At 27.0% G+C, this 19,969-nt stretch carries 17 protein-coding genes; 15 read left to right on the plus strand and 2 right to left on the minus strand.

Annotated elements, in window-relative coordinates; translation table 11 throughout:
• Window positions 1-155 precede the first annotated feature (155 nt).
• Entirely contained in the window at window positions 156-992 is an 837-nt protein-coding gene (locus tag ABDZ60_RS16270) for a hypothetical protein (protein WP_343779543.1), read from the plus strand.
• Between the two features lie 55 nt (window positions 993-1,047).
• On the opposite strand, the gene ABDZ60_RS16275 is transcribed toward ABDZ60_RS16270, so the two are convergent.
• The gene (locus ABDZ60_RS16275; protein WP_343779545.1) at window positions 1,048-3,669 is read right to left on the minus strand and encodes a transglycosylase domain-containing protein; all 2,622 of its coding nucleotides are present in this window, start codon (window positions 3,667-3,669) and stop codon (window positions 1,048-1,050) included.
• 107 nt (window positions 3,670-3,776) lie between these two features.
• On the opposite strand from ABDZ60_RS16275, the gene yunB reads away from it, so the two are divergent.
• Window positions 3,777-4,430, plus strand: coding sequence for a sporulation protein YunB (yunB, locus tag ABDZ60_RS16280; RefSeq protein WP_016208441.1), 654 nt, complete (start codon window positions 3,777-3,779; stop codon window positions 4,428-4,430).
• A 130-nt stretch (window positions 4,431-4,560) separates the two neighbouring features.
• On the opposite strand, the gene hpt is transcribed toward yunB, so the two are convergent.
• Complete coding sequence (gene hpt / locus ABDZ60_RS16285) at window positions 4,561-5,082, minus strand: hypoxanthine phosphoribosyltransferase (protein ID WP_016208440.1); 522 nt, start codon at window positions 5,080-5,082, stop codon at window positions 4,561-4,563.
• Window positions 5,083-5,321: 239 nt separating this feature from the next.
• On the opposite strand from hpt, the gene hflX reads away from it, so the two are divergent.
• The 13 genes from hflX to scfB all read left to right on the plus strand — a co-directional run bounded on the left by hflX (window position 5,322) and on the right by scfB (window position 19,874).
• A complete protein-coding gene (hflX, locus tag ABDZ60_RS16290; RefSeq protein WP_343779551.1) occupies window positions 5,322-7,121 on the plus strand; it encodes a GTPase HflX in 1,800 nt (599 codons plus the stop codon).
• A gap of 95 nt (window positions 7,122-7,216) precedes the next feature.
• Window positions 7,217-8,116, plus strand: a complete 900-nt coding sequence (locus ABDZ60_RS16295) for a nucleotidyltransferase domain-containing protein (RefSeq protein WP_343779554.1) — start codon at window positions 7,217-7,219, stop codon at window positions 8,114-8,116.
• 17 nt (window positions 8,117-8,133) lie between these two features.
• Entirely contained in the window at window positions 8,134-9,537 is a 1,404-nt protein-coding gene (pdxR, locus tag ABDZ60_RS16300; protein ID WP_016208437.1) for a MocR-like pyridoxine biosynthesis transcription factor PdxR, read from the plus strand.
• Window positions 9,534-10,181: a YigZ family protein gene (locus ABDZ60_RS16305; RefSeq protein WP_343779558.1), complete on the plus strand. Its 648-nt coding sequence runs from the start codon at window positions 9,534-9,536 to the stop codon at window positions 10,179-10,181. The genes pdxR and ABDZ60_RS16305 overlap by 4 nt, the downstream gene beginning before the upstream one ends.
• Before the next feature lie 148 nt (window positions 10,182-10,329).
• A complete protein-coding gene (locus tag ABDZ60_RS16310; RefSeq protein WP_016208436.1) occupies window positions 10,330-11,067 on the plus strand; it encodes a YebC/PmpR family DNA-binding transcriptional regulator in 738 nt (245 codons plus the stop codon).
• Between the two features lie 461 nt (window positions 11,068-11,528).
• Window positions 11,529-12,821 carry a TrkH family potassium uptake protein gene (locus ABDZ60_RS16315; protein WP_047000809.1) on the plus strand — a complete coding sequence of 431 codons (1,293 nt, stop codon included), beginning with the start codon at window positions 11,529-11,531 and terminating at the stop codon, window positions 12,819-12,821.
• A 12-nt stretch (window positions 12,822-12,833) separates the two neighbouring features.
• Window positions 12,834-13,508 (plus strand): potassium channel family protein, encoded by a 675-nt coding sequence (locus tag ABDZ60_RS16320; protein WP_016208434.1) that lies wholly within the window; start codon window positions 12,834-12,836, stop codon window positions 13,506-13,508.
• 378 nt (window positions 13,509-13,886) lie between these two features.
• A complete protein-coding gene (locus ABDZ60_RS16325) occupies window positions 13,887-14,909 on the plus strand; it encodes a galactose ABC transporter substrate-binding protein (RefSeq protein WP_343779566.1) in 1,023 nt (340 codons plus the stop codon).
• A 191-nt stretch (window positions 14,910-15,100) separates the two neighbouring features.
• A complete protein-coding gene (locus ABDZ60_RS16330; RefSeq protein WP_343779569.1) occupies window positions 15,101-16,135 on the plus strand; it encodes a galactose ABC transporter substrate-binding protein in 1,035 nt (344 codons plus the stop codon).
• 20 nt (window positions 16,136-16,155) lie between these two features.
• Complete coding sequence (locus tag ABDZ60_RS16335; protein WP_343779572.1) at window positions 16,156-17,178, plus strand: galactose ABC transporter substrate-binding protein; 1,023 nt, start codon at window positions 16,156-16,158, stop codon at window positions 17,176-17,178.
• Window positions 17,179-17,204: 26 nt separating this feature from the next.
• Window positions 17,205-18,236, plus strand: a complete 1,032-nt coding sequence (locus ABDZ60_RS16340; RefSeq protein WP_343779575.1) for a galactose ABC transporter substrate-binding protein — start codon at window positions 17,205-17,207, stop codon at window positions 18,234-18,236.
• Window positions 18,237-18,308: 72 nt separating this feature from the next.
• On the plus strand, window positions 18,309-18,446 hold the full coding sequence (gene scfA, locus ABDZ60_RS16345; protein WP_016208429.1) for a six-cysteine ranthipeptide SCIFF: 138 nt from the start codon (window positions 18,309-18,311) through the stop codon (window positions 18,444-18,446).
• A gap of 72 nt (window positions 18,447-18,518) precedes the next feature.
• Window positions 18,519-19,874 carry a thioether cross-link-forming SCIFF peptide maturase gene (scfB, locus tag ABDZ60_RS16350; RefSeq protein ID WP_343779578.1) on the plus strand — a complete coding sequence of 452 codons (1,356 nt, stop codon included), beginning with the start codon at window positions 18,519-18,521 and terminating at the stop codon, window positions 19,872-19,874.
• Window positions 19,875-19,969 lie beyond the last annotated feature (95 nt).

Raw genomic sequence — 19,969 nt, forward strand, 5'->3', positions numbered from 1 at the left:
TTAAAATATAACTAAATAAATAATAAAAAAACTTTATATTATACATTAAATAATGTAAAATGAATATTGATAACAATTAAGATTTTATTAAAATCATTGTATTAAAAAAATCTATTAGAAGATTTTTATTAATATAAGAATTTAGGGAGGATACAATGAGATTAAAAAAAATAAAAGTGATTTTTAGTGTAGTTATTATAATATTACTAGGGCTTATAGGTTATATAGTAAATGGTATACTAAATAAAGAAACAAAAGAGGTTATAGTAGCAAAAAAGTTTATAGAGAATTTATCAGATGAGAAGATAATAAATAATTCCGATTATTATAAAGAAGCAATTGAAGAAGAAGCTTTAAATAAATTAAATAGTAAGAGTTCGCAAATACAGTATTCTGTTATAGTAGGAAATTATGGAGTGGATATTGATAAAAATTACAATGTATTGGGATTTTCAAATAAAAACTTAGGAACAAAAATTAAATTGGCGGAGATATCAGAAGAAAAAGCCACTAGTTTAGCTACAAAATATATAGATGAAATTACTAACGATGAATTTATATTCAAGGAGATTAAAACAAGAGAAGAGGAAGGTAGTCCATGTTATAATGTAGTATTTTATAAATGCAAAGATGGATATCCATATTATAAACAGGAAATAAATACTTCTATAAACAAAGTTACTGGTAAATTAGAATCATATTCTAACTATCCATTAGATAATATAAAACATATAAAAGATATTAATATAGATGAATATAAAGCAAAAAATATAGTTCAAAATTATTTTATTAATTTAAATTTAAAATCAGAAATATTGGACAAACCAATGATTGCCTTTGTATCAGTAAATGATAATGAAATGGCATTATCATTTGTATATAACGTTAAAACAATAGATGATAAGAATAAGGAAGAAAAATATATAATATATATTAGAGCAGATTTAGGAGAGGTTATAAATTATAATTTAGAGTCTAGCACAAATAGCTAAAATAAAAAAAGAGATTTGAATTTTAATCAAATCTCTTTTTTGTTAGTTAATATCACTAATCATTATTAGGATCTGGAACTTCAGGAGTTTCATTATTGCTTTCAGAATCCTTTAGTTGAATGGTAATTGTATCTCCCTTTTTAGCTTTATCAGAAGATAAACTTTTAATTATTCTAGTTTTTGCATTATTATTAGATATCTTAATATTTACACCTTTAGATTTTAATATTTCTATAGCCATATCAACATTGCTTCCAACAGAAATCCCTAAATCAGATAAATTAAATTCTTCATCCTTTGGCACATATTTAGTATCATCTTTTTCTGTTGGAAGAACATATTTAAAATCAGCTGCTCCTGAAGAAGGATTTTCTTTCTTTATAAATACTCTTTCTTCAATTAAGTCCTTTGGAGTATTTTCAGTTGCTAATTTATTATTGTTTTTATTAACTTTAGCTGTTACATGTACATCGCAAACTCCTGTAGGCTCTGTACCAGCTATAAACATTTCAGTATAAACTCTTGAGCCTCTAGGATCCTTAGCACAAAGGTCTGTTGCTCTTTTTCCAGAATCTTTACATATAGCAACGGTAGTAATACCACCTGGGTTTCCATCAAATTCCTTATATTCTAAGTTTGCATGAATTGGAGCCATCATAGCACCCCATAATGAAGCAGCAGATGAACTATAACTTGCGCCACCCATAGCAGAACGATTATCATATCCAATCCAAACAGCTCCTGAATAATAAGGAGTTAACCCAGCAAATAAAAAGTCTGTAACAAGACTAGTTGTTCCTGTTTTACCTATTACAGGCATATTAGGAAGCTTTGCCAAAGCACCATCAAAGGTTAAAGGACCCTTTAATAAATCCCTCATTATATATGCAGTTTGAGGAGAAAATACTTGTGTTTGCTTAGGTTTAGATTCTAATATAATTTTACCAGTTGCATCAGCAACTTTAGTATATAAAATAGGTTTAGTATATAAACCATTATTTCCAAAGCTTCCAAAAGCGGAAGCTAGTATATATGGATTACCACCATCTACAGAACCGTCTTCATCAACACCTGTAAATTCACCTAATGCTACGGTAGCTATGAATTTTGATTTTTCGCCATAAACCAATCCCAGTTTTTCACCATAAGCCAATCCAGTTTCAACTCCAAGTTTGTCTTCGACTAGAACTGTTGGTACATTTTTAGATAATGCAAGTGATTGTCTTGCTGTAATTAATCCATCTGAAACCTTGTTCCAGTTTGCTGGATTATATCCACCATATTTACTTTGAATAGATGATGGAAGACCTGCATCATCTAGCACTGTACCAGCTGTAATAGCCTTAGTATCAATAGCAGGACCATAAACTGTTAAAGGTTTAGTAGTTGATCCAACAGATCTTAAAGCATAATAAGCTCTATTTGTAGATCTTGCAGGCTGTTCACCTCTTCCACCAACCATTGCTTTAACTTGGCCAGTTTTATAATCAATAATTACAGCAGCAGCTTGAAGTGCTGGAGTTCCATTTTCATCAGTAACTTCTGGGTTAGCGTAAATATCAAGTTGTTGTATACTATTTCTATCATTTAAAACGGCTTGGGTAGAATCTTGAATTGTTCTATCCATAGTAGTATAAATTTTAAGTCCGCCAGTAGCAAATAATCTATCAACTTCCTCATCAGTATATTTATACACTTCTTTTAGATCTTCTCGCACTTGATCTAAAGCTGGATATACAAACCATTCATAATTAATTTTATAGTCAATTACTGTTTGAGAAAATACAAATTGATTAGCATCTACAAAAGCATATGCTTCATCGTATTCTGCTTGAGTTATATATCCTAAATCTCTCATTTTCATAAGAACAGTTTTTGTTCTATCTAAATATATTGTAGGATCTTCCTTATTTTCAGGATCATAAGGACTATAAGCACTTGGTGCTTGAGTTAAACCAGCAATAAATGCAGATTCAGGTAAAGTTAAATCTTTAGCACTTTTTTCAAAGAAATATTTTGAAGCAGCCTCTACTCCATAAATTTTACCACCTAAAGGAATAGTGTTTAAATATGCTTCTAATATTTGGTCTTTAGTAAGTTTATTTTCAAGTGTTAATGAAAGATAAATTTCTCTTATTTTTCTTTCAATTTTAACATCTTGTGTTAAAAGTGTATTTCTTATTAGCTGTTGAGTAAGAGTAGATCCACCTTGAATATTACCGTTTCCTGTAAAATAGTACATTGCAGATCTTAAAGCTGAGCTTAGAGTTCTTTTTATATCTACACCAGGATGCTTATAAAAACGTTCATCTTCAATTGAAACATAAGCATCTTTTAAATATTTAGACATTTCGTCTAAACTTACTTTATATCTTTCTTCTTCAGTTGGTATGTTATCAATATATTGTTCTTGACTATCGTAAATCATTGAAGGTTCATTTAAAGCTAAAACTGCATTTACATCAAGGGTTGGAGTACTTTTAATTATTGCAAAGACATATCCAAGACCTACTACAAAACATAGCAGTCCTGCAATTAGTATTCCAAGGAAAGTACCTTTTAAGATTTTTTTATATTTAGGTTGATTTTTTTTCTTTTTAGAATTTTTGCCATTGTTTTTATTATCTTTAACATTAGCTTGGCTTTTTTCTGTTCTAGAAGTATCTTTATTAGCCATTTGTTCCTCCCTTATAATTAAAAATTATTTAATGGTGTAAAATAAATAATATAGAATATTATAGCATATTTATATAAAGAGTAAAATAATAACTCAAGAAGGTGTCTATGAAGTATTATACAAAAAAATCTAAAATACGATTTAAAATTAAACATCCTAAACTTATATTGGTTATTATCGTCATTTTTGTCTTATTTAATTCTATTATGTATTTCATTGATAAAAATATTTTACCAGCAGTTTTAAATATAGCAGAAGAAGAACTAAAAAGAGAAGCAACTACAATTATTAATGAAACTGCTTTAGATATTTATTCAAATCAATTTAATTATTCTGATATGATAATTACTGAAAAAGATAATGATGGTAATATAACTATGCTAAGAGCTGATACCGTAAAATTAAACTATCTTTCATCAAGATTAGTATTAGCATCTAATGATAAAATAGGTAAGTTACAAGAAATGGGACTAAAAGTTCCGTTAGGATATATGACTAAAAATTTAGTGTTTTATAATTTGGGTCCTAAGATAAATATAAACATGAATCAAATAGGGAATATAACTAGTAGTTATGAATCTGTATTTGAAAGTGCAGGTATTAATCAAACAAGGCATAAAATATATTTGCATGTTAATATGAAAATGAAAATAGTTGTGCCTCTTAATAGCAAAGATGTAGAAATAGCATGTGAAATTCCAATAGCAGAAACAATAATAGTAGGAAAAATTCCAAATACAGCAATAGAACTTAATAAATAATTGAAAATGAAAGAATGAAAGAATTTATGTTATAATTCAGGCAAGCTGAATTAAGAAAATTTAATTAAAATAAAAAACTCCTAATTTTAGGAGTTTTTTAGTTCAATCTAATTGTTAATTGTTAATTGACTTAGTTCCAGTTAAATACATAAGGTACATTTCTGTAGAAACTTTCATAATCAAGACCATATCCAACTACAAATAAATCTTCTATTTCAAAGCAGCAATAATCTGGTTTTAAATCAACTTTTCTTCTAGAAGGCTTATCTAATAGTACACAGGTTTTAACAGATTTGGCTCCACGTTTTTTTACATAATCAACAACAAATTCCATTGTATATCCAGTATCTATAATATCATCTACTATTAATACATCCCATCCTTCTATATTGTCTGGAATATCATTTACAACCTTAACTTCACCAGTGCTTTCTTCACCATGACCATAACTTGAAGTAGTCATAAAACCAACTTTTGCTTTACAATCAATTGCTCTAAATATGTCAGCCCCAAAAACAAAACTTCCTCTAAGAAGTGGAAGAACATAAAGTTTCTTATCTTTATAATCTTCAGTAATAATTTTTCCAAGTTCTGCAACTCTAGTTTTTATTTGTTCTTCTGTAAAAAGTATGTTTCTTTTTTTGTCATTCATTAGTTTAATCCTCCTAAAATATCCTATATAACCTAATAACTTATATTATTATTTTAATATTACATATTATTTATATTTCTTGCAACTTATTTTTAAATACTTTAAGTACAGTTTTTAGTAAAGTATTTGATATAAGTATAATATAGTATGGATTATAATATTAGTATTATATTTACAATAAAGAATTATTAGTATAAAATTATATGCAAGTTGCCAATAGTAGATAGTGAGGTGGTATTATGATATTTGGAAATATAGATGGTATAAAGAAGTCTTATTTAGAAGAACTTGAAAGACTCTATAAAGTAAAGGTTTTAAAAGATGAGGTGTGTAGTGTAGAAATAATAGATATCATTTCTAGATTAACTTCTATTTTGGATAGGGAAATAAGCATAGCAGTAGATAGAAGAGGGAAAATAGTATCTATAGCAATAGGAGATTCAACTTCAGTTGAATTAGCTATGATTGATATAAGGGAAAAAAGGTTATCTGGAGTTAGAGTTATACATACACATCCTAATGGATTTTCTAATTTGTCAGCTCTTGATTTGTCAGCTCTTTTAAAATTAAAACTTGATGCAATAATGGCAATAGGAGTTTATGATGGAAAAATAACAGATTATTCTTTAGCAATGCTTACAATAACTAATGATTTGTTAGATTATGAAGAAAAATTAAACTTATCAATTGAAGAAGTATTGTCAATTCACATATTAGATAAAATTCATTATGTTGAAGGATTAATTAAAGAAAAAGAAATAGAAGAAGATGAAGGTGAAAAAGCTATTTTAGTAGGGTCTGATACCAAGGAAAGTTTAGAAGAACTTAAAGAACTTACTAAAGCTTGTGATATACCAGTATTAGATTTAGTTTATCAAAGTAGAAGTAAAATTGACCCAGCCTTTTATATTGGAAAGGGAAAAGTATTAGAAATAGCTAGCTTAAGGCAAAGCAAACATGCAAACCTTATAATTTTTGATGATGAGCTTTCAGGTTCACAAGTAAGAAATCTAGAAGCGGCAATTGGTGCAAAGGTAATAGATAGAACTACTTTAATATTAGAAATCTTTGCAAGAAGAGCAAGAAGTAAGGAATCAAAAATTCAGGTTGAACTTGCACAGTTAAAATATAGAATGGGTAGACTTCAAGGCTTAGGAACAGTGCTTTCAAGAACTGGTGGGGGAATAGGAACAAGAGGACCAGGAGAAAAGAAGTTAGAAACCGATAGAAGACATATAAAGGAAACTATATATGATTTAAATGATGAGCTTAAAAAAATAAAGAAAACAAGAGAAGTTCAAAGAGAAAAAAGAACAAAAGAAAGTATTCCTAAGGTATCATTAGTAGGATATACAAATGCAGGTAAATCAACTCTTAGAAATAAATTGTGTGATGTTGCAGCTCAAAAAGAGGTTCAAGGAAAAGAAAAAGTTTTTGAAGCTGATATGTTATTTGCAACATTAGATATAACTACAAGGTCTATAATATTAAAAAATAAAGGTGTAGTTACTATAACAGATACAGTAGGATTTGTAAGAAAGTTACCTCATGATTTAGTTGAAGCATTTAAATCAACACTAGAGGAAGTGATATACTCAGATCTTTTATGTCATATTGTTGATACCTCTTCAGATCATGCACTTGATCAAATAAAAGCTGTAGAGGAAGTTTTAGAAGAACTTGGAGCCAAAGATAAAGAAACTATATTAGTACTAAATAAAATAGATAAAGCTACAGATGAGCAAATAGAAGAAGTAAAAAAAATATGTTCAGAATATAAAATTATTGAAATATCAGCTAAAGAAGGAATTAATTTAGATAATCTTCTTGATTTAATAGAAGAAAAATTACCGTATAAAATGAAAAAATGCGAATATTTGATTCCTTACGATAGAAGTGATATGAATTCATATCTTCATAGGAATGGAAGAGTACTAAAAGAAGAATATAAGGATAATGGTACCTTTATGGTAGTAGAGGTAGAAGATGAAGTTTATAATAAATCAAAAGATTTTATAGTAAACATTATTGCCCAATAGTTAATTACTGCAATGAAGATTAGACTTTATTGCAGTAATTTTATATAATAAAATAAATTGTAATAATACAATATTAAGTTGAAGGGAGTAGGATAATGGCAAAATCAATTATAGATTACCAAAATGCTTATAAAGAAATTACAGATATTCTTATGAAAAATACTAATATATTATCAATTTTTGTATTAGGAAGTATGGTTACTGGAGATCTGTGGGAAGAATCAGATATAGATTTATTTACAATATATAAAGATGATTTTGAACAGGTTAGAGATTTATATTCTGAAGTGATGAATATACCTGTTCATATAAAATTTTTAAGCAAAAAAGCTTTTAAAGAAGCTTATTATGAATGTGGTAAGAAAGATGTAATAAAAAATTCTTTAATATCATCTAAATTAATATATTCAATGGATCATGAAATATCAGAACTATATGAAAAAATAATATATAGTGTAAATTCAGATAAAGGAAGATGGAATCTAGTTTATTTAGGAAATTTGTTAAAAGAAATAGGGATATGCAAAAAATATTTAAGTACAGGCAGAGGATACACTGCATATGAACTTCTTATTAGGGCATTAGATAACTTTTCTAAGCTTTATCTTAGTATTAATGGATACACTGTAAGTAAAGATTCATTAAATATGGCATGTAATTTAAATGATGAATTAAATAAGAGAATAAAAAAATTATTCTACAACGAAATGAATGATGAGAATATAAAAAGCATTATAAGTTATATGGAAAGCTATTTAGATTACAATATAGAAAAAGCATCAAAAGAAATTCTAGAATTTATAAAAGAGGAAGATAAAGAATTAAGTGCATATGAGATTAAAAACAATGACTATTTTAAAAATTTTAATATTAAGACGGAAGAAATTTTAAAAGTATTATACAAGAATAATGTCTTAACAAAAAATAAAAGAGAATTTAGAGATCACAAAGAATGTCTACTAGCAACTGAAAATGTATATAGTTATAAACATTAGAAGAATTTGGAGGAATTATGAATAATATTTTTAAGATGTTCTTTGAGGAAGAAATTCCTAAATATATACAAATTTCAAATCATATAAAAAAACTAATAGATAATAAAAAAATAAATGATGGAGAAAAGCTACCTACAATAAGAGAGTTATCAAAAATTTTAGAGGTAAACAATGTAACTATAGTTAACGCATATAAAAAGTTAAAGTCAGACGGATATGCTTTTCAAAAAGTAGGATCTGGAACTTATGCAAAAAGGAAAGATCTTATATCAGTATTCAATAGAGAATATTCTAAAACATTAAAAAGTATATTAACTGAAGATTTAGATAAAATCATTGATTTTACAGGGGAAACAAATACAGAGATGTATTTTCCAATAAAAGAATTTAAGAATGTAATTAATAAGGTTCTAGATAGGGATGGAGCAAATGCACTAATAATGAAAGAGCCTTTTGGATATGAAGAATTAAGAAGAACAATAAATAAGGAACTTTGGGGCGGTAAGTTAGATTTAGATAATATAATAATAGTTTCAGGGGCGCAGCAGGGAATAGATATAGCAGTTAAGGCAATAGTTAACATTAATGATAACGTAGTAGTAGAAAAACCTACCTATGGAGGAGCTATATCAGTTTTTAAATGGAGAAGAGCTAATATATTTGAATTAGAAATTAAAGAAGATGGAATAGATTTAGAAGAATTTGAAGAAATATTAAAGAAAAATAAAATAAGTTGTTTTTATACAATGAGTTATTTCCATAATCCAACAGGTGTAAGCTATAGCTATGAAAAAAAGCTGAAATTATTAGCTTTAGCTAGAAAATATGATTTTTATATTATAGAAGATGATTATTTATCTGAACTTATATATGATGATGGAATAATTCATGAACCATTAAAAGAGCTTGATAAGTATGAAAGAGTAATTTATGTAAAAAGTTTTTCAAAGGTATTTTTACCAGGAATAAGACTTGGATATATGATTATACCAAATTCATTTATAGAGAGTATGCAAAATTCTAAGATAAACACAGATTTTGCAACTTCTAGTCTTATGCAAAGAGCTTTAGAATTATATATAAAAGAAGGTTTTTGGAAGGAACATATACAATATCAATGTAAAGAATACAAAACAAAATATGAGCTTATGAAAAACCTAATAGAAGAAAAGCTTTTTGATAAAGTCACATATTTAGATCCAAAGGGAGGACTTTATTTTTATATAAAATTAAAAAATAAAGAGGTAAAATCTAAAGAACTTTTTTATAAATTAAAAAAGAAAAATGTATATATTACACCTGGAATAATATTTTTTAGAGATTCCAAAAATGGAGATTATTTTTTTAGAATTAGTTTCTCACAAGTTAATAAAGAAAAGATAATAAAAGGTATCAATTTAATCAAGGAGGAACTTATATGAGTTATATTACTATAAGAAATTTCGGAGAAGATAGTTTTATAGAAAAAAAATCAGAGTTTATAGGATATGCCAAAAGATGTGAAAATGAAGAAGAAGCAAAAGAGTTTATAGCAGAAATTAAAAACAAGCATAAGCAAGCTACTCATAATTGTTTTGCTTATGCTATAGGAGAAAATATGGGGATTCAAAGATATAGTGATGACGGAGAACCACAGGGAACGGCAGGAATTCCTATATTAGAAGTGATGAAAAAAAGTAAAGTGACTGATTGTGCCATAGTAGTAACTAGGTATTATGGTGGTATATTATTAGGAGCCGGAGGACTTACAAGAGCTTATACAAAAGGTGCTTCAATAGCACTAAAAGCAGGAAAAGTAGTTGAAAAGGTAGAAGGAGTAAGGTTGTTATTAAATATGGATTATGATATGTTGGGTAAAGTTCAATATAAGTGTAATGAAAATAATTGGCATATTGAAGAAGTTGAATATACAGATAAAGTTATAATTCATATATTATCAGAAATAAATAAAGTGGATGAAATGGAAAAAGAAATAACCGAAACCTCAAATGGTAAAGTTATAATAACTAAAAGGGATGAAGGAATTTATTTTAAAGAAGAAAATAGATTATACAAATTAATTTAAGAATAAATCAACTTGTATAATTAATTAAATAATTTTATTACTAATTCATGGATAAATAAGAAAATTTGTCATAATAATATAAGTATGATATAATTCTAATGTTTATAAGTTATAAAAATTATTCGATAGATGTTGGGAGGAAAAAAACATGTCAGGACATTCAAAATGGCATAATATACAAAATAAAAAGGGAAAAGCAGATGCTAAAAGGGGAAAAATCTTTACAAAGTTAGGTAAAGAAATTATTATTGCAGTTAAAAATGGTGGCCCTGTACCCGACACTAATCCGAAATTAAGAGATGTAATAGCAAAAGCAAAAGCGGCTAATATGCCTAATGATACAATTACAAGATCAATTAAAAAAGCTTCAGGAGAACTTGCAGGTGTTAACTATGAAAAAATAGTTTATGAAGGTTATGGTCCATCTGGAGTTGCTGTAATAGTAGAAACTTTAACAGATAATAAAAATAGATCAGCAGGAAATGTAAGAAGTGCCTTTACAAAAGGCGGAGGAAACATGGGAGCAACGGGATGTGTTGGGTTTATGTTCCAAGAAAAAGGCGAAATAGTTATTGAAAGAGAAGATAAAGATGAAGATGAAATCATGATGCTAGCTTTAGATGCAGGAGCAGAAGATTTTTCAGCAGAAGAAGAAGTATTTATAATTACAACTACACCTGAGGATTTTGGAACTGTAAGGGAAGCCTTAGAATCAAATGGATTAGAATTTTTAGAAGCGACAGTTAAGATGATACCAGACACATATACTGCAATTAATGAAGATGATGCGAAAAAGTTCCAAAAGATGTTAGACTTACTTGATGACGATGATGATGTTCAAGAAGTTTACCACAATGCAGAGTTCCCAGAAGGATGGGAAGAATAATACTGTTAAATGCAGTATTATTAAATAAGTTTTGTATTTACAATTATATAAATCAAAAGAGACTGTTTATTATCTGAAAAGATAATAAACAGTCTCTTTTTGATATAAGGAGATATCATATTATAAATTAATAATTTTATACAAACATAGTTTCTAGTTTTTTTAGAGAAATGTAGATTTTGCAACGTTTTGTGAATATAAGCTAATTATTAAGGGGTAGTTTAAGTTAATTCAGCTTTTAAAAGATTATGCATAAGAATAATGAAATTGACATTAATTGCTTGTCTATATATAATTAACCGTAAAATCTTAGGAAGTTTTAAAATATAATTTATAAAAATGTACAAGATATTATAGAAGATTTTAATATAGAATTAATATTAAAATCTTTTGGAAATATTATCATAAATTATTAAATATATTAAGTTTCCAGATATTAATCATAAAGGAGTGAGCTTTGTATGAAATTAATAGAAAAGATTAAGCCTGGAAGAATTATTGTTTTAGGATTTTTAATAGTAATTATATTAGGAGCATTATTACTTAAACTCCCTATATCAATAAATGAAGGAGTCGATGTATCTTTCGTAGATGCATTATTTACATCAACTAGCGCTGTATGCGTAACAGGATTGATCGCTATAGATACCGCAGATACTTTTACTGTATTTGGAAGATCAATTGTTGCCTTACTAATTCAAGTAGGAGGATTAGGAGTAACATCTGTTGGTGTTGGTTTTATATTACTTTTAGGTAAAAGAATAGGAATAAAAGAAAGAACACTTATAAAAGAATCCATGAACTTAGATACAATGAAAGGATTAGTAAGATTAGTAAAAGCAGTTTTAGCAGTAACTTTAACCTTTGAATTTATAGGAGTAATTTTAAGTTATATTGTATTTTCACAAGATTATAAGCCTTTAGATGCTTTAGGAATAAGCATATTCCATTCCATAGCAGCATTTAATAATTCAGGATTTGATATACTTGGAGGATTTCAAAATTTAATACAATATAAAAATGATGTATTATTAAATTTAACTACATGTGGATTAATTATATTTGGAGGATTAGGATTTTTAGTAATTAAAGAAATTTTAGTAAAGAAATCCTTTAAGAAATTTAGCCTACATACAAAGATAGTTCTTACAATGACAACTTTATTATTAATAGTAGGTACAGTTTTGCTAAAATTAACAGAGGATATTTCTTGGCTTGGGGCATTCTTTTTTAGCACATCCGCAAGAACTGCAGGATTTAGTACTTATTCATTAAGTAACTTTACAAATTCAGGATTATTTGTATTAGTTATTTTAATGTTTATTGGTGCGTCTCCAGGATCTACTGGAGGAGGTATTAAAACTACCACTTTATTTACTTTATATAAAAGTATTTATAGCACATCAACAAATAAGCATTGTAGTGCATTTAAGAGAACAATACCTACAAGTGTAGTTTTTAAAGCATTTAATTTAACTATATTAGCCTTACTTGTAGTATGTATGGGAACTTTCGTTATAAGTATAATAGAACCTAATTATACTTTTATGCAATTATTATTTGAAGTAACAAGTGCTTTTGGTACAGTGGGATTATCAACTGGAATAACACCAGATCTTAATGATTTAAGTAAAATAATTATTTCACTAATTATGTTTATAGGAAGATTAGGACCTATGACTATAGCTACAATTTGGTCTTTTAAGGAAGCATCAAGTGCTTATTATTCAGAAGAAACAGTTATAATAGGATAAGGAGAGATAAATATGTTTAGTTATAAATCTGCAATAGAATTTGGAATAATAGGAATTGGAAGATTTGGTTTTGCATTAGCAAGAACACTTATAGAAGCTGGAAAAGAAGTAATAGTAATAGATAATGATGAAAATAAAATAAAACAAATTAGACACCTAACAGAAAATGCTTTTGTAGTTAATAATTTATATAAGGAAACTTTAGAGGAAACCGGTATACAAAATTGTGAAACAGTATTCGTATGTATAGGTGAGAAAATAGATGTTAGCATATTGACTACATTAAATGTAATTAATATGGGAGTAAAAAGAGTTATATCTAAAGCAACTACTTATGAACAAGGTTGTGTTTTAAGAAAAATAGGTGCAGAGGTTGTGTACCCTGAAAATGATATGGCAATAAGAATTGCAAATAGATTGCTAAATGAAGAAGCATTAGAGTTTATTGAGCTAAACAATGATATTCATATAGAAGAGTTAAAAGTTACTTCTAAAATAGATGGGAAGTCTATTTTAAAATCGAATATAAGAAATAATTTCAGTTTAAATATTATAGCTTTAGAAAGGAATGAAGAAACTATAATAGAATTAGATCCAGAATATATATTAAGAGAAAATGATTTAATAGTAGTTATAGGAAAAAGGAGTAATATTAGAAATTTAGAAGAATACTTAAATGTAAAATAAAAAGGACTATTCATATAGTCCTTTTTCATCAAAAAAAAGAGTGATTTGCCATTTTCACTCTTCACACATATGTGTATCTATTTTTCACTCCGCTTGGAAGCTAATAAATAATAAAACTATAATAACATATTATATAAGAAATTCAAGAGGAAAATATTTGATAAAGGTATTAAGTTTAAATATTTTTAGATATTTGTCTAAATACTATAAAGTCATTTAATATAATAAAAATTTAAAGCTAGTATTAAATATATATTATTACTTATAATACATTTATACGTTAATTTTATCTTGTTAATTTAAAAACAAAATTATAACTTATAAATATGAATAATTTAAAGGTATAAAAAGTTTATAATAATTTGATTGGAGGATAAAATGAAGAAAATAAATCTAATATTTATTATAAGTATAGTATTTATAAATATGCTTAATATAAAACCTAAAGCTATTAAAATTACAGAACCAATTCGTGCAGCAGTATTGCTTTATAAAGAAGATGATTATTTTATATCATTATTAACAAATTCATTATTAGAAATAGAAAATCAAAATAAGGATATAATAGACTTTATAATTTATGACGGAAAGGACAATGAAGAATTACAAGATAAGCAATTAGATGAGGCTATAAATAGTGAAGTGGATATTATACTCTTAAATATTGTTAATGTAAAGAAATCTTATGAATTATTAGAAAAAATAAAAAAAACTAATATTCCAGTTATATTTTTTAATAGAGAACCATTTAATTTAAATAGTCTTAAAGAACATACGAATAAGGCTGTATATGTAGGAACAACAGCTTGTGATTCAGGAAATATGCAAGGGGATATGATAATTAAAGAATGGGAAAAAAATAGGATAATAGATAAAAATTCAGATAAAGCTATTCAATATGTTTTGTTTCAAGGTGATAAAGACAATTTAGAGGCTCAAAATAGAAGTGAATGTGTTATAAGAAGTATAGAAAATAAAGGAATAAAAACTAATAAGATAGCAGAAGAGTTTTGCAATTGGGATAGAGAATGTGCAAAAAAAACTATGGAAAAATTATTTGAAGAGCATGGAAATGAAATAGAAGCAATAATTTCAAATAATGATCAAATGGCAATAGGAGCAATATTAGCACTTCAAGAAAATGGATATAACTTAGGTGATCCAGAAAAATATATTTCGGTTGTAGGGATAGACGGAATAGATGAAGCTAGAAAATTGATTCAGGATGGGTTTATGGCAGGAACTGTTATACAAGATTATGGGGCTATGGCAAAGGCACTTTATAGAATAGGTGTTAATTTAGCAGAAGGGAAACCAGCTTTACAAAACACAGAATATAAATTTGATGTAACAGGGATTGGAATCAGAATACCATATAATGGATATATAATAAGAAAATAATATAATTTATAATAGCTATCTTTTTTTGGTGGCTATTATTTTTTTAAAATTAAAAAAGGTATTAAATATGTATATATTTCTTATACTATACTTAAAACATATATTATAAAGAACTAAGTTAAATGAGAAAGAGAAAGATATACAACCCATATAATAAATAAGTTTAAATCAATCATAATATGGAGGATAAAATGAAAAAAATAAATTCAATATGTGTTATGATAGCAATATTTATAAATGTATTTAGTATAGAACCTAAGGCTATTTTAAAAAATACAGAACCTATTCGTGCTGGGGTATTACTTTATAAAGGAAATGACTATTTTATTTCCTTAGTAAGAAATAAATTAATAGAAATAGAAAACCAAAATAAGGATAGAATACAGTTTATAATTTATGATGGGGATGGAAATCAAGATTTGCAAGATAAGCAGTTAGCAGAACTTATAAAAGATAAAGTTGATGTTATTTTTTTGAATATTGTAAACATAAATAATGCTGATAAATTATTAGAAGAAATAAAAAAAAGCAATATTCCAGTAATATTTTTTAATAGAGAGCCATTGTCCTTAAATGGTATTAAAGAATACACAAATAAAGCAATTTATATAGGGACAACAGCTTGTGAATCAGGAAATATGCAAGGCGATGTAGTAATAAAGGAATGGAGAGATAAAGGAATTACAGATAAGAATAAAGATAATACTATACAATACTTTCTATTGCAAGGAGATAAAGATAATTTGGAGGCTCAATACAGAAGTGAATGTGTTATAAGAAGAATAGAAGAGAATGATATTAAAACTAGTAAAATAGCGGAAGAGTTTTGTAATTGGGATAGAGCATGTGCAAAACAAGCTACAGAAAAGTTATTTTCACAATACGGAAAAGAAATAGAATTAATAATTTCTAATAATGACGAGATGGCAATAGGAGCTATATTAGCATTACAAGAAAATGGATATAACTTAGGCGATCCCCAAAAATATATTTCAGTTATAGGTGTTGATGGAACAGAGCAAGCAAGACAAATGATTGAAAATGGATTTATGACAGGAACTGTTATTCAAGACTCAGATGGAATGGCTACAGCTTTATATAGAATAGGAAGTAATTTAGCAGAAGGAAAACCAGCTTTACAAGATACAGATTATAAATTTGATGTAACAGGAGTAGGAATTAGGATACCATATGAGGGATATTTAATTAGAAGTTCACTAAGATAGATATAACATGGAGGAAAAAAATGAAAAAGTTAATTTTATTTAGTTTTATATTAGTTATAATTTTAAATATATTCAAATTAGATATAAGTGCTAATACTATAAATGGAAAACCTGTAACAGTAGGAGTGCTTCTATATAAAGAGGATATTTATTATATTTCTGAAATTAAGAAAGAATTAGAAAAACTTGAAAATGAAAACAAAGACACAATTAATTTTATATTCTATAATGCTAAAGGAAGTCAAGAGTTACAAAACGAACAAATTAATGAACTTATAAATATGAAAGTAGATGCAATACTATTAAATATTGTAGATATACATGAAGCAGACTCAATAATAAATAAAATTAAGGAAAAAGATATTCCAGTAATATTTTTTAACAGAGAGCCTTTATCATTAAATGGAATTAAATCATATAATAAATCTTTATATGTAGGAACACAAGCTTGTGATGCAGGCAAAATTAAAAGTGAAATGATAATTAATGAAATGAAGAAAGGAAATATAAAGGATAAAAATAAAAATGATAGTTTAGATTATATATTATTAGAAGGGGAAGTAGACAATGTAGAAGCTCAATTAAGAAGTGAATGTGTTATAAGAACTTTAAATGAAAATGGAATTAAAACTAATGAAATAGCTTCTGAAATATGTAACTGGGAAAAAGAATGTGCTAAAGAGAAAATTAATTCTTTATTTGATAAATACGGTGATAATATTGAAGTAATTATCTCAAACAATGATGATATGGCAGTAGGAGCTGTATTAGCACTTCAAGAAAAAGGTTATAATTTAGGAGACCCAAATAAATTTATATCAGTAGTAGGAATAGGTGGAACAGATGAAGTTAGGGAAATGATAAAAAAAGGATTTATGACAGGTACAGTTATACAAGATGCTAAAGAAAAGGCAAAGATTCTTTATAAAATAGTATTAAATTTGGCTGAAGGCAAGAAAGCATTACAAGACACAGAATATAAATTTGATATAACAGGAGTTGGAGTTAGAATGCCATTTAATGGTTACTTGGTTAGAGATTAGTTAATATAAGTATAATCGGAGGAAAAATGAAAAAGATAATTTTATTAATTATAGCTGAAATATTTTATATTAATATTTTTACTACAAATGTAAGTGCTTATATTGATAATATGTCTTATATTAGAGCAGGAATATTATTGTACACTGAAGATACATATGTATCTTTAATAAAGAATGATTTTTTGAAGATAGAAGAAGAAAATAAAGATATAGTAGATTTTATATTTTATAATGCAGAGAATGATCAAGAATTGCAAAACAAACAATTAGATGAACTTATAGATATGAAAGTAGATCTAATAATATTAAATGTTGTAGATGCAAATGAATATGGTATATTAATTCATAAAATAAAACAAGCAAATATACCAGTAGTATTTATGGGGAGAGAGCCTAAATCCTTAGATATTATTGAAACTTATGATAAAGCTATATACATAGGATCTGAAACTTGTGTATCAGGAAATATACAAGGAGAAATGATAATTAATGAATTAAGAAATGAAAGCTTAGTAGACAGAAATAAGAATAATATTTTAGAATATATTTTATTACAAGGTGTTATAAATGATGTAACAACTACTCTTAGAAGTGAATGTGTTATAAAAACACTTAATGAACATGAAATTAAAACAAAAGAAATTGCATCAGAATATTGTAATTGGAATAGGGAGTGTGCTAAAGAAAGAGTAAAATATTTATTTGAGAAGAATAAAGATAATATAGATGTAATAATTTCAAATAATGATGAAATGGCAATAGGTGCTATATTAGCACTTCAGGAGCTTGGATATAATAAGGGAGATCCAAAAAAATATATAGCAGTAGTAGGAATAGATGCAACAGATCCAGCAGTAAAATTAATTAGAGAAGGTGTAATGACGGGAACAGTTATACAAGATCATGAAGCTGTGGTTAAAGCAGTTTATAGAATAGGAATGAATTTAGTTAAAGAGAATCCACCTTTGCAAGGAACAGAATATAAACTGGATAAAGCAGGTGTAGCAGTTATGATACCATATAATGGTTACATAACAAGAAAATCACCAAATTTATAAAATTAATCTTTTATAAGTAAAATTTTTATGTTATAATCGTGGAGTATTTTGGAAGAATGGGGGAGTATAATCATGAAACATATTAAGACAATCAACAAGACGAATATTAAGAACAGTTTAGTAAAACCTGGTTGTAAAGAATGTGCTAACTCATGTCAATCAGCTTGCAAAACTTCATGTACAGTTGCAAACTTAGAGTGTGAAAACTAATTAACAAGAAGCGGCAACAAGTTAGTTGCTGCTTGCTTTTTAGTTTTAGCAAAGCTTTTGGAGGGATAGAAAATGTCTTTGATACACAAATTTAAACAAGGTGAAAATTATTTTGTATTAGATGTAAATACAGGAGCAGTTCATATAGTAGACGAACTAGTATATGATTTAGTACATGATGAAGGAATGAAGAATAAAGAAGAAACATTAAAAAATTTAAGTAATAAATATAATGAGGATACTATTATAGAAGCTTATGATGAAATAATGGATCTTATAAAAGATGGTTTATTATATTCAGAAGATAGATATGAAGATATAGCTCATGGATCAATGGATGATAGGGATTATATAAAGGCAGTATGCTTAAATATAATTCATGGATGTAACTTAAGATGTAAATATTGCTTTGCTGACGAAGGGGAATATAACGGAAATAAAGGTGTTATGTCAATAGAAACGGCTAAAAAAGCAATTGATTATGTAATAAAAAGAAGTGGCCCAAGAAGAAATATAGAAATAGATTTATTTGGTGGAGAACCAACTATGATAATGGATACTGTAAAAGAAATAATACAGTATGCTAGAGAAAATGAAAAAGGTTGGAAGAAAAATGTAAGATTTACTATGACAACAAACGCTACTCTACTAAATGATGACATGATAGAGTTTATGGATAAAGAGATGGGAAATATCATACTTTCATTAGATGGAAGAAAATGTGTTAATGATAATGTAAGAATTAAAGTTGATGGAAGTGGATCTTATAATGATATAATTCCTAATATAAAAAAGATGATAAGTAAGAGAACACCAGGAAAAACATATTATGTTAGGGGAACTTTCACAAGGGCTAATACTGATTTCTTTGAAGATGTACAAGCTATGTTAAATGAAGGCTTTGATGAAATTTCTATAGAACCAGTAGTGTTAGAAGATGGACATCCTCTTGCGCTAAGAGAAGAGGATTTGCCAGAAATAATGAAAAACTATGATAAATTATATGAAGATATGGTAAGAAGAAAAAAAGAGAAGGATGGAGAATATAACTTCTATCATTTTAATGTTGATTTAAATGGTGGACCGTGTGTTTATAAGAGGATTTCAGGTTGTGGTGCAGGATTTGAATATGTTGCAATAACTCCACAAGGTGATGTTTATCCATGTCATCAATTTGTAGGAAAAGAAGAATTTAAACTTGGAACTATATATGATGATACATACAACAAAGATCTTGGCAAAGAATTTAAAAAAGCTCATATATATAATAAACCTAAATGTAGAGATTGCTGGGCAAGATTTTATTGTAGTGGAGGGTGTCAAGCAAATAACTTTAGCTTCAATGGAGATATGAAAATACCTTATGAAGTTGGCTGTAAAATGCAAAAGAAGAGAATTGAATGTGCAATTGCTTTAAAAGCAGAATAATTTAAGTATTTCAAAATGTACAATTTACAGGTTAGATAATTAGTTTACTAAAGAAATATTGACTACAGTTTTTAATTTATGGTTGCTGCATAACT

Source organism: Clostridium sartagoforme (assembly GCF_039521405.1).
Classification (GTDB): Bacteria; Bacillota; Clostridia; order Clostridiales; family Clostridiaceae; genus Clostridium; species Clostridium sartagoforme.